This is a genomic window from Brevibacillus sp. HD3.3A, from assembly GCF_013284375.2.
Lineage (GTDB): Bacteria > Bacillota > Bacilli > Brevibacillales > Brevibacillaceae > Brevibacillus > Brevibacillus parabrevis.
This window is the reverse complement of sequence record NZ_CP085874.1, coordinates 4,354,435-4,366,710: the sequence shown is the minus strand read 5'-3', so window position 1 is coordinate 4,366,710 and position 12,276 is coordinate 4,354,435. Positions and strand designations below refer to the sequence as shown.

The following is a 12,276-nucleotide window of genomic DNA, read 5'->3' as shown; positions in this document are numbered from 1 at the left end:
CTGTGCCTTTTTTCATTCACCGATTTCGAATGAATGGGGTGCTTTTTTTATGCTTCCAACCAAAAAAGAGCGGCAGGCCGAACTGCTGGCCCGGCATAGCGGGATGCTTAGATGCCCGGTTTGCCACGGGACGCTGACGCTCATCCATACAGCCAGCCTTGTATGCGCCAACCGCCATTGCTTTGATGTGTCGAGACACGGCTATGTGCACCTGGCGAATGCGGGCTACCGATCGAAGTACGAGCAAGAAATGTTTTTGGCGAGAAGAACGATTTGCGAGCAAGGCTTTTTTTCTCCGCTGCACGCTGCTGTCAGTCAAAAGCTGGCGGAGTACGCAGCGACCAGCGGCGAGCCGCTGTACGTGCTGGATGCCGGGTGCGGCGAAGGTTCGCACCTGGCCCGCATTCGCGAAGAGGTGATAGCGCGACAGTCAGTCGATGTCGTCGGCGCGGGTGTCGATCTGTCCAAAGCGGGCATCGCCCTCGCAGCCAAGGCGCACCCCGAGCTGATCTGGTGCGTCGGCGATCTGGCGAATGCTCCGTTTGCCGACAATCGCTTTGCGGCCATCCTCAACGTGCTGTCGCCGTCCAATACGCGGGAGTTTGCGCGAATGCTGAAAAAAGACGGGTTCGTCATCAAGGTCGTGCCGGGCGAGCGATATTTGCTGGAACTGCGCGAGCGCCTTTATGCCCAGCCTGTAAAGCAGGTGTATTCCAATGCAGCGACGATCCAGCGCTTCGCCGCCAGCTTTTCGCTGATCGACTGCGAGCGGGTGGCGTATTCGTTTCGGCTGGACCAGCCGAGCCTGGCCGCGCTGGTCCAGATGACGCCGCTGACGTGGGGGGCCGCACCGCAGCAGTTGGCACAGGCGCATGAGCTGGAGGGCGGAGAGATTTCCGTCGAGTTTACGGTTCTTGTTGGAAGAAAATGAGTGAGGGGGCCGCGCGCGCCGCGGATAGCTTGCAGCAGTAGCGCGCCTTTTTAGGCAAAACAGAATGACGGAGAGCGCCGCCTGTGCCGTTTCATTCCTTTGGGAGTGAAGGTGCGGGCGGCGTTTTTTTGCTAAAGAAACCGGGATGGAAATTCGTATCGCGCAAATGCAAAGGGCGGATATCAGCCAGCGAAAGGTTCTGTCACAACCATTGGCGCAGCCAAGTTTTTTATGCGATAGTCTCAATTTGATACAAAAAGTCTCAAAATGATCCTTCTGTCATCTCATTTTGATATGGATATTCTGTCCAGAAGGAACGGAACGGGATGAGCAAATCGCCGGGCTGCCTATCCTCATGCCTTCAACCGCCTTGGCACATTCCTTGCAATTCAAATAGTCAACCAGAGTGGCAAAAGCCAGCAAAAGGAGGAAACTGCCGATGTCAGCAGAAAAAACGATACGAACAGTGGCAAACACGAAAAAGCAGCGCGGCTCGCAAGCCGAGCGCCAGGCAATCCCTGTCTTTTTGTCCGCAGAGGAAACACAGCCTGCGCGCGACTTTCACGCGTCTTGTCCCGTCTATGCTCCGACGCCGCTCGTCCCGCTGCCGCAACTCGCCCGCGAGCTGGGAGTTGGGCATTTGCTGGTGAAGGACGAATCGCTGCGCTTTGGGCTGAACGCTTTCAAAGTGTTGGGCGCGTCTTATGCGATGGCCCGGTATTTGTATGCAAAGCTGGGGCACACGCCCGAGGGGATGAGCTTCGCTGCTCTCGGCGAGGAAGAGGCGAGAAGACAGATCGGAGAAGTGACCTTTGTCACCGCGACCGACGGCAATCACGGCCGGGCGGTTGCCTGGGCAGCGCGGGAGCTGGACCAGCGGGCGGTCGTTTACTTGCCAAAAGGCTCGACAGCAGAACGGGTGGAAGCGATCCGCTCGCTGGGGGCACAGGCGCATGTCATCAATGGCAACTACGACGAGGCTGTCCGCCTTTCGGAAAAAGTAGCCAGGGAGCGCGGCTGGCAGGTGGTGCAAGACACGGCCTGGGAAGGCTACACGACGATTCCGGGCTGGATCATGCAAGGCTATGCGACGATGGCGGCAGAAGCGCGCGAGCAGCTGGCGGCCCTTTTGCCGGACAAAAAGCCGACGCACTTGTTTTTGCAGGCGGGCGTTGGCTCGATGGCGGCGGCTGTGCTGGGACACTTCGTCGCAGAAGCTGGCGGGGAGGAGCTGGTCAGCGTCATCGTCGAGCCGCATGCGGCGAATTGCATGGTCTTGTCTGCCGAAGCAGCGGACGGAGAGCCGCAAGTGGCGCACGGGGAGCTGGCGACGATTATGGCCGGACTCGCTTGTGGCGAGCCGAATCCGGTTGCCTGGGAAATTTTGCGCGACCATGCCGACTTCTTTGTCAGTTGTCCAGATTTCATCGCGGCAAACGGGATGAGGATGCTGGCTGCGCCAAAAGCAGGCGACCCGCAGGTCATCAGTGGCGAAAGCGGTGCTGTTGGAGTAGGGCTGTTGGCGGCGCTAATGAACAAGCCGGAGTACAGAGGACTTGCCAAGCAACTGGGGCTAAACGAAGAGTCGGTCGTCTTGTGCTTCAGCACCGAAGGAGATACGGACCAGGATTCTTATCGGCGCATTGTTTGGGAGGGCGCGTGTTCGGCTGACGACAAGTAAAAAGGAGGAAGCGACGATGAATGTCACGATCGACCGGGAAAGACTCGTTCAACTTGTGCAAGAGTTGATTCGCATCGATTCGGTCAATCCGTACCTGGACGCGGATGGAGCAGGAGAAGCCGGGATTGCTGCGTTTATTGCCGACAAGCTCAAGTCAATCGGGCTTGAGGTAGCCGTCATTCCGATCAACGAGACGGCGTGCAACGTCATCGGGATTTTGCGCGGGAGTGGAAACGGCAAGTCGCTCATGCTGAACGGGCACATGGACACGGTGAGCGCCAAGCGCATGTCGATCCCGCCTTTTGAACCGACTGTAACGGACGGCAAAATTTTCGGCAGAGGCAGTCAGGATATGAAAGGCAGTCTCGGGGCGATGCTGGCGGCAGTCGAAGCGGTTGCCCAGGCGAAAGTTCCGCTTGCGGGCGATGTGATCCTGGCGTTTGTCGCCGACGAGGAGTACAAGAGCATCGGGACGGAAGCATTGGTGCAGGACTATTCCGCAGATGCCGCGATCTGCTGCGAGCCGTCTGATTTGCAAATCGGCGTTGTGCACAGAGGCTTTGCCTGGGTCAAGTGCGAGGTGTTCGGCAAGGCGGCGCACGGCAGCAGGCCACAAGAAGGAATCGATGCGATCGTTCACGCGGGCAGGGTGCTGCGCGAGCTGGAAAGCTTGTCGGAAAAGCTGGCGCAAGAGCCGCCGCACCCGATTCTCGGGACGGCATCTGTTCACGCGTCGCTGATTCAAGGCGGAACAGAACTGTCTACGTATCCCGACTATTGCCGGATCGACTGGGAGCGCAGAACGGTGCCGAACGAGACGCAAGAACAAGTGGCTCTGGAAATCGAATCGTTGCTTGCGAAGCTGCGGGCAGAGGACGCGGCATTCCGCGCGAGTGCCGAGCTGACGTTTTGGCGCGAGCCGTTTGAGGTGGCACTGGCCGAGCCGATTTTTCTCGCCCTGCAAGCGGCTTGCGAAAAGCGGCTGGGGGCAGCGCCCGGCATTTGCGGCTTTTCCGGCTGGACAGACGCCGCGCTGCTGCAAGGAGCGGGGATTCCGACCGTCCTGTTCGGCCCGGTGGGAGCGGGACTGCATTCGGCAGTGGAATACGTCGAGGTGGATAGCCTCGTGGACATGAGCTATATTTTGGCCCAAACCATTTGCGAGTTTTGCCAGGAGTAGACAGGCGGTTCCTCCTGTCGCCGCGTTATAATGAGAAAAAGACAAGCAGAGGAGGAACAAGCCGATGTCCTTGCGGGAGATTCAGGAGAGCGTGCAAAAAATCGCCCAGGCAGTCGCCGCCGTGCTGCGAGTGGAAGTAGAGATTGCCGACAGCGATTTTTTGCGAATTGCAGGGACGGGCAAAACCGAATCCGGCGTGTTGCGCACGATGGCAGGCGAAGATCATATTTACCGGGCGTCGCTTGTCAATGGCGAGCCTGTCGTGATTACCCGACCGGGGCAGGATGAAAAATGCCGCCCTTGCACGCATTATGGAAGCTGTGCGGAGACGGGGGAAATATGCTGTCCGATCCGACTGGATGGGCAAAGCGTAGGCGTGATCGGGCTGCTTGCTTTTGACGACGAACAAAGGGAGCGGTTGTTCGCCGATGTCGAGGCGATTCTCGGCTTTTTGCAAAAAATGGCCGAGCTGATTGCGGTCAAGCTCAAAGAGCACATCATGTACACCAGGCAACAGCTCATTGCCGAAAAGCTGCGTGTCGTCATGGATGAAATGGACAAGGCAATGCTTTTGATCGATCAAAAAAACCGTATCGTCGAAGCGAATCAGCGGGCGCGGCAATATTTGCAACTCGATGCAGACGACAGTCAGGCCGCAGAATGGATTGCCGCCATTCGCTTGGCCGATGGCTCGCAGTCCGCGCCCAAGCAAGTGGCGCTTTCGGTTGGCGGAAAAGCCAAAACGTTTTTGTTCGCCATCCGCCCTGTTCAGCTTGGCGACGAGATCAAGGAGTGGGTCATTACGCTCGACGATGCGCAGGAAGTCGTCGAGATGGCGCGCCGGGTCACTGGCACAGATGCAGGGGATGCTTTTGCGGCGATTTCCGGCAACAGCGCTGCGCTGCTCCAGGCCAAAACGATCGCGCGGACAGTGGCGGGCAGCGAATCGACGATTTTGCTCCAGGGAGAGAGCGGCACGGGAAAAGAGCTGTTCGCCAAAGCGATCCATCAGGCCAGTCCGCGGCGGCAACAGCCGCTGATTTCGATCAATTGCGCGGCGATTCCCGAGCATCTGATGGAAAGCGAACTGTTCGGCTATGAAGACGGCACGTTTACCGGCGCGCGAAAAGGCGGAAAGGCAGGCGTGTTTGAGGCGGCTGGCAAAGGGACGTTGTTTCTCGACGAAATCGGGGATTTGCCGATGCACTTGCAAGGCAAGCTGCTGCGGGTGTTGCAGGAAAAAGAGTTCCAGCGGCTGGGCAGCAGCGGAAAAACGCTTCCCGTCGAAGCGCGGATTATCGCCGCGACCCACCTCGATTTGCAGGAGCGGGTCGCGCAAGGCCAGTTTCGCCTCGATTTGTATTACCGCCTGCACGTCATTCCGATTCAACTGCCTGCTTTGCGGGAGCGCAGGGAAGACATTCTTTTGCTCGCCCATGAATTTCTGGCTGCGTATACAAAAACGCTGGGGAAAACGATTCGCGGCTTTTCCCAGGAGGCGCAGTCCGTGCTGTTTTGCCATGACTGGCCTGGCAACGTCCGCGAGCTGGCAAATACGGTTGAATACGCGGCCAATCTGGAAAACTCCGACTGGATACAAGTGGCAAGCCTGCCTGGACACACATTCCGGCTGCAAAAGCCTGCGGAAAGAACGGGACGCACAGATAGCAGCGAAGCGCCAAAGCCGGTCTTGACGCTCAAAGAGCTGGAAAAGTCTGCTGTGGCGCAAGCTTTGAATGAAGTGCGGATGCGCAAGGGCAAAAAGGAAGAAGCAGCCGCGCTGCTCGGGATCAGCCGGGCGACGCTGTTTCGGAAAATGCGCGAGTACGGACTGTTGTGACTCTCGCGTGCTGACGTGGATGAAGAGCGAAAAGAGCCGGGGAGCCTATGGGACCGGCTTTTTGGGTTTGCGTCATTTTTGTGATATGATAGAGGGTAGAGGATAGGGGAACGAAGTTGTATGAGAGGAGTGGCATAGCATAATGAAAGAGCTGATGGGATGGGTCCGTTCGATTGCCTTTGCAATCGTCTTCGCTCTGGTTCTCGGAATCTTCGTGTTCCAGCCGTACAAGGTTGATGGTCATTCGATGGACCCTACCTTGCAAGACCAGCAACGCATTTACGTGTCCAAGCTATCGCATACGTTTTCGTATTTGCCGGACTATGGCGATATCGTCGTCATCGACAGTCGCGTGGAACGCAAAAGGTCCCTTGTGGACGATGTCGTCAGTCACCCATTGGTGGCGCTGGTGACAGGGAAAGCGGACGACGACCACTCGATGTACGTCAAGCGAGTGATTGGCAAGCCTGGCGATGTGCTGGAGTTCAAAGACAATCAGGTGTATCGCAACGGCACGGTGCTCAACGAACCGTACATCAAGGAAACGATGGAGTACGTATCCGATGGAAAAGTGACAGTGCCAGCCAACCATATTTTCGTCATGGGGGATAACCGCAACCATAGCACGGATTCCCGTGAGATCGGCTTTATTCCACTTGATCACATCATGGGCACGATGATCCAAAATCCGTTTACAAACGAAGAGAAATAGCAGGAGCAAAGGTTGTCCATTCACGGGCAACCTTTGTTTGCAACAAGAGAAGTTCTCGCATTTTTCTGGCAAGCCGCAAAAGGAGGGCTGACGATGCCCGGCATACTGATTGCAGACAGGGACGCGACAGAGCGGGCCGGGATCAGCTGGCTCGTCGCAAGCTGCGCCATCCCGTATGACCAAGTACATACGGCCGGGACGATGGCGGAAGTGTTTCAGGTGATGGAAGCACACCTGCCGCAAGTCGTCTGCATGGAACTGGATATGATTGACAAGGCGCACTGGGAGCGCTTCAAACTTTTGGTCGCCCAATATCGGCCGATCGTGCTGGTCACGACTTCGGAAGCGACCTTTGAGCGGGCGATGCAAGGAATCGAGCTTTCCGCGCGGGACTTGTGGCTGAAGCCGCAAACACCTGAATACATCCGCCGCGTTTTGACGCGCTGCTGTCAGGAACGCTCAGGAGACGAACGGCTGGAGCCAGGAGCGGGGAGCGTCCAGGGGCTGCGCAAGGAAATCTCGTATCTCGACTTGTTTTTGCCCGGATCGTCGCCAGTTGGTCAGCAAAAAGTCATGCTCGCCCAATTGGAGGATGCCCGCAGACATTCGGAGCTGCTCGACTTTTTTTCCGGCTACCCGTTTCGCGACAAGCCTGTGCTGTTGCCGACCAAAGACGCGATTGCCGCTGTTTTTCCGGCAGACGCTACCTTGTCCTGGTCCCAGTGGCACCAATTCGGCAAGCGCTTGCTGATGGACTGGGAGGCGTCGAGCGATGCTCCGCTTTTTCTCGTCATCCACGATGCCGAAGATTCCGAGCAGAGCTTGCAGCAAAAATACGAGCAGGCGAGCCAGGCGCTGCACTTGCGTTTTTTCAAGGGCTATCGGCAAGTGAGCATGGTGGAAGGCAGCGTAAACTGGCTGATGATCGACCCGTTCCTGACGCCAGGCGAGCAGCGAACGTGGATCGACATGCTGCACAGCGGCAATCGCGAGCAGCTGAAGCAGTGGCTGTATGCGCATTTTTTCTACAAGGACGAGCCGTACCCCGAGCCGGGGCTGTTGCGCATTCGTCTGACCAGCATTCTCGCGCAGGTCAGGCGCTACATGAAGTCGCACGGGCTGGACAGCGCTTTACTCGAAGAAGCGTACCATCGTGTGTTTGAGACGATTTTGTACGCTCCGATCTTGTACCGGATCGTGACGGAGCTGCTGCTTTTTATCAACGAACTGCTCGATACTTTCAACAACAGGGGCGACGAGATCAAAGCGGATGTGATCGAGCAAGCGCTGCGCTACATGGAGGGGCGTTACACCGATCCGGCTTTGCGCCTGGAAGATGTGGCCCGGCATGTCGACCGCAGCCCGGCTTATTTCAGCACGTTGTTTGCGCAGAAGCAAGGCAGCTCCTTCCGGCAAATTCTCACGGCGATGCGGGTGAAGGAAGCGCAGCGCCTGCTGCTGGAAACGGCGTTGTCCGTCCAGGAGGTGGCCGAGCGCAGCGGGTTCGTCAATGCCAATTACTTTAGTAAAATTTTTAAGGAAAAGACGGGTACAACCCCACGTTTGTTACGAAATCAAAAGAAAAGATAGAAATCGAAAGAAAAGAGAGTTTTTTAGAAAATTCAATCTGCTTCCCTTGATTCAATCGAAAGAAGAGGCACCAAATCGAAAGCATGGTGCCTTTTTTGTCTGTTTTCCGGCTTTTACAATATAGCTAAGAGATACACACTCTAAGGAAAAGCAGGTGGAAGCAGGATGACAACGACACAATCCATTGAGCAATTGATTCAGGCTTACTCGGGCACTGAACTGCATACAAAAGGGTGGATTCAGGAAGCGGCGCTGCGCATGCTTTTGAACAATTTGAATCCCGACGTGGCGGAGCGTACGGAAGATTTGGTCGTGTATGGCGGGATCGGGAAAGCGGCGCGCAACTGGGAATGTTTCGATGCCATTGTCAAAACATTGCAAACGTTGGAGAGTGACGAGACACTGCTGATCCAGTCCGGGAAGCCAGTGGCGGTGTTCAAGTCCCACACGGACGCGCCGCGCGTGCTTTTGGCAAACTCCAACCTCGTTCCGGCCTGGGCCAACTGGGAACACTTCCACGAGCTGGACAAAAAGGGCTTGATGATGTACGGACAGATGACGGCGGGCAGCTGGATTTACATCGGCAGCCAGGGGATCGTCCAGGGAACGTACGAGACGTTTGCGGAGCTGGCTCGCCAGCATTTTGCAGGTACACTCGCTGGCACGATCACGGTTACCGCTGGTCTCGGCGGCATGGGCGGCGCACAACCTCTGGCCGTATCGCTCAATGGCGGCGTGAGCATCAACATCGAGGTCGACCCGACACGCATCCAGCGCAGACTGGATACACGATACCTGGATGTGATGACAGACAGCCTCGATGAAGCGATCAAAATGGCGGAGGAAGCCAAGCGGGAGAAAAAAGGCATTTCGATCGGACTTTTGGGCAATGCGCCGGAAGTGCTGAATGCGATGCTTGACCGCGGCTTTATACCGGACGTTTTGACGGACCAGACTTCTTCGCATGACCCGCTCAACGGCTACATTCCGGAGGGCATGAGCCTGGAAGCGGCAGCAGAGCTGCGCACGCGCGATCCGAAAGAATACGAGCGACGTTCCAAAGCGAGCATCGCCAACCACGTCCGCGCCATGCTGGCTTTGCAGGAGAAGGGTGCCGTTACGTTTGACTACGGCAACAACATCAGACAAGTAGCGAAAAACGAGGGTGTCGAGGACGCATTCCGCTTCCCTGGCTTTGTGCCGGCTTACATCCGCCCGCAATTTTGCGAGGGCAAAGGCCCGTTCCGCTGGGTAGCGCTGTCCGGCGATCCTGAAGATATTTACAAGACGGACGAAGTCATTCTGCGCGAGTTTTCCTATAATACGCATCTGTGCAACTGGATTCGCATGGCGCAGGAGCGGATTCAGTTCCAGGGACTTCCTTCCCGTATTTGCTGGCTGGGGTATGGCGAGCGGGCGCGTTTTGGCCAAATCATTAACGAGATGGTGGCGCGCGGCGAGCTGAAAGCGCCGATCGTCATTGGCCGCGATCACCTCGACTCTGGCTCTGTCGCTTCGCCAAACCGCGAGACAGAAGCGATGAAAGACGGCAGTGACGCTGTTTCCGACTGGCCGATCCTGAACGCGATGATCAATGCGGTAGGCGGCGCAAGCTGGGTGTCGGTGCATCACGGCGGCGGCGTCGGGATGGGGTACTCCTTGCACGCAGGTATGGTCATCGTGGCAGACGGCACGCCGGAAGCGGCGCGTCGCCTGGAGCGCGTCCTGACCAGCGACCCGGGAATGGGCATCGTCCGCCATGCGGATGCAGGCTACGAGCTGGCGATTCAGACCGCCAAGGAAAAAGGCGTCCACATCCCGATGTTGAAGGAGTAAAAGCGATGAACAAACCAGTATGGATTCGCCATGCCAGCCAGCTTGCCACGCTGGCTGGCGGCTCTCACTCCCCGGTGACAGGTGCCAGAATGAACGAGCTGTCCATCATCGAAAATGGCAGCGTCTGGCTGGAAAACGGTGTAATCGAACGCGTCGGCACAGATGAAGAACTGGCTGAGTGGTTCCGCGAACGCGCCCACGAAGCAGATGTCATTGACGCCACAGGCAAGCTGGTTACGCCTGGCCTGATTGACCCCCACACACATCTGGTGCACGCAGGCACGCGACAAAACGAGTTCAACATGCGGCTCTCTGGCGCTACTTATATGGAAATCATGAACAACGGCGGCGGAATCCACGCCACGACGGCTGCGACGCGACAGGCGACGCACGACGAGCTGTATGAGCAGAGCAAGCGGCGGCTCGACCAGTTTTTGCTGCACGGAGTGACGACGGTCGAAGCGAAAAGCGGCTACGGCCTTACTTTGGAAGACGAGATCAAGCAGTTGGAAGTAGCGCAAAAGCTGCACGAAACCCACCCGATCGATCTCGTGAGCACCTTCATGGGCGCACATGCGGTACCGCGCGAGTACAAGGAAACGCCGGATGCGTTTGTCGATCTGGTCATCGAGCAGATGATTCCCGAAGTAGCGCGCCGCAAGCTGGCCGTCTTCAACGATGTATTTTGCGAGCGCGGCGTGTTCACTCCCGAGCAGTCGCGGCGCATTCTCGAAGCGGGCCGGGAGCACGGCCTTTTGCCGAAAATTCACGCCGATGAGATCGAGCCGTACGAGGGAGCCGAATTGGCGGCGTCTCTGGGAGCGGTGTCCGCCGATCATTTGCTGCGGGCGTCAGATGCGGGCATCGAGCGAATGGCGGAAGCAGGCGTCATCGCGGTACTGCTGCCGGGAACGGCCTTTTTCCTCATGGCGGATTCCGCAAACGGCCGCAAAATGATTGACCGTGGCGTGGCAGTCGCGATCTCGACCGACTGCAATCCCGGCTCCTCGCCTACCGTCTCGATGCCGCTCATCATGAACCTCGGCTGCCTGAAAATGGGCATGACCCCGGCAGAAGTGCTGACGGCGGCGACGATCAATGCGGCACACGCGATCCGTTGCGCCCACGAGGTCGGCAGCATCGAGGCCGGAAAAAAAGCCGATGTTACCATTTTTGCTGTGCCTGACTTCATGACGCTGCAATACCGTTACGGTGTGAACCATGTGGATACGGTAATCAAAAACGGAGCAGTAGTCGTGGCGGGAGGGCGGCTCGTATGACGGCATACCCGTACCCGCTGCTTAAACCGCCCAGCTTTGCCTGGGACAGGAGTGCCGCGCCAGCCGAGCCAAAAGTGAGCGAATGGATCAAGACGCTAGAGGTGGCAACGGCGGGCAGCACTGATTGGAGCGACTACGACGTAGCGCTGCTCGGAGTGCCGCTTTCCCGTTCGTCCATCTCGGCCTCGGCCGCCAGCGAAAATCCAGATGCGATGCGGCGGGCGTGGAAATATTTTACGACGTACAATCTCGATTACGATGTCGACCTGCAATCGCTTCGCGTGGTCGATCTGGGCGACGTCAGGCAGCATGTTACCGACATCGCCCAGTGCCACCGCAACATTCGCGAAGCCATGGCGCACATGCGCACGAACCATCCTCAGCTTTTGCCCGTGATGATGGGCGGCGATCACTCGATTACGGCCATGCTGATCAAAGGCTACAAGGACGTTCACACGGACGAGCGGGTAGGCATTTTGCAGCTGGACACCCATTTTGACTTGCGCGACCTGACGGATAACGGACCTTCGAACGGCACGCCGATTCGCAATTTGATCGAAAGCAAGACGATCCAGGCCGAGGACGTTCACAACATCGGTTTGCACGGCTTTTTCAATGCCCGGTCGCTCAAGGCTTACGCGGATGAGGCAGGCGTGCGCTATACGACGCTGCGCCAGGCGCGGCAAAAAGGCGTTGTCCAAACGGTGCAGGAAGCACTCGAACGGCTGGCCTCGCAAGTCGATACGATTTATTTGACCGTCGATATGGATGTGCTCGACATCGGCTACGGGCCGGGCGTCCCTGCTTCTACTCCCGGGGGTATGCGGAGCGACGAGCTGTTTGACGCCGTCTATGAGGCAGGCTTGCACCCGAAGGTCAAAGCCATGGACATCGTATGTCTCGACCCGTACAAAGACCGGACGGAGGCGACAGTCAAAACAGCCGTTCATGTGATGCTGTCCTTTTTGACGGGATATCGGCAGCGAAAGTAATTTTTGGCGTCAAATCTGCTCCTGCAAAAGTTTTTTTGCTTGGCGAACCGTTGTTTCTCTGCTGCTGACAGAGGGACAGCGGTTTTTTGTCGAAAAAAAGCTAACTTTAGTAAGGTTCTTTTTCAAGCAAATTTTGGTAGAATTTACTTGCCATTTCTTGGGTTATCCATGACGGAAGAAAGTCAGCAGAAGACGAGGGAATGAGCCATTTTTACTATTTGCGAAAGGAGGAAT

The 12,276-nt window shown here is 57.1% G+C and carries 9 protein-coding genes; all 9 read left to right on the top strand.

What is annotated here, in order from left to right; genetic code table 11:
• The first annotated feature begins 49 nt into the window (after positions 1–49).
• A complete protein-coding gene (locus HP435_RS20395) occupies positions 50–931 on the top strand; it encodes a putative RNA methyltransferase (protein WP_173596874.1) in 882 nt (293 codons plus the stop codon).
• A 439-nt stretch (positions 932–1,370) separates the two neighbouring features.
• Entirely contained in the window at positions 1,371–2,612 is a 1,242-nt protein-coding gene (dpaL, locus tag HP435_RS20390) for a diaminopropionate ammonia-lyase (RefSeq protein ID WP_173599118.1), read from the top strand.
• A gap of 16 nt (positions 2,613–2,628) precedes the next feature.
• Positions 2,629–3,792, top strand: coding sequence for an ArgE/DapE family deacylase (locus HP435_RS20385; RefSeq protein ID WP_173599119.1), 1,164 nt, complete (start codon positions 2,629–2,631; stop codon positions 3,790–3,792).
• 64 nt (positions 3,793–3,856) lie between these two features.
• Positions 3,857–5,632, top strand: coding sequence for a sigma-54-dependent Fis family transcriptional regulator (locus HP435_RS20380; protein ID WP_173599120.1), 1,776 nt, complete (start codon positions 3,857–3,859; stop codon positions 5,630–5,632).
• 142 nt (positions 5,633–5,774) lie between these two features.
• Complete coding sequence (lepB, locus tag HP435_RS20375; protein WP_122963967.1) at positions 5,775–6,344, top strand: signal peptidase I; 570 nt, start codon at positions 5,775–5,777, stop codon at positions 6,342–6,344.
• A gap of 93 nt (positions 6,345–6,437) precedes the next feature.
• Positions 6,438–7,934 carry a helix-turn-helix domain-containing protein gene (locus HP435_RS20370; protein ID WP_173599121.1) on the top strand — a complete coding sequence of 499 codons (1,497 nt, stop codon included), beginning with the start codon at positions 6,438–6,440 and terminating at the stop codon, positions 7,932–7,934.
• Positions 7,935–8,099: 165 nt separating this feature from the next.
• A complete protein-coding gene (gene hutU / locus HP435_RS20365; protein ID WP_173599122.1) occupies positions 8,100–9,770 on the top strand; it encodes a urocanate hydratase in 1,671 nt (556 codons plus the stop codon).
• Between the two features lie 5 nt (positions 9,771–9,775).
• Positions 9,776–11,050, top strand: a complete 1,275-nt coding sequence (gene hutI / locus HP435_RS20360) for an imidazolonepropionase (protein ID WP_173596880.1) — start codon at positions 9,776–9,778, stop codon at positions 11,048–11,050.
• Positions 11,047–12,042: an agmatinase family protein gene (locus tag HP435_RS20355; RefSeq protein ID WP_173599123.1), complete on the top strand. Its 996-nt coding sequence runs from the start codon at positions 11,047–11,049 to the stop codon at positions 12,040–12,042. Before hutI ends, HP435_RS20355 begins: the two co-directional genes overlap by 4 nt.
• The last annotated feature ends 234 nt before the right edge of the window (positions 12,043–12,276 follow it).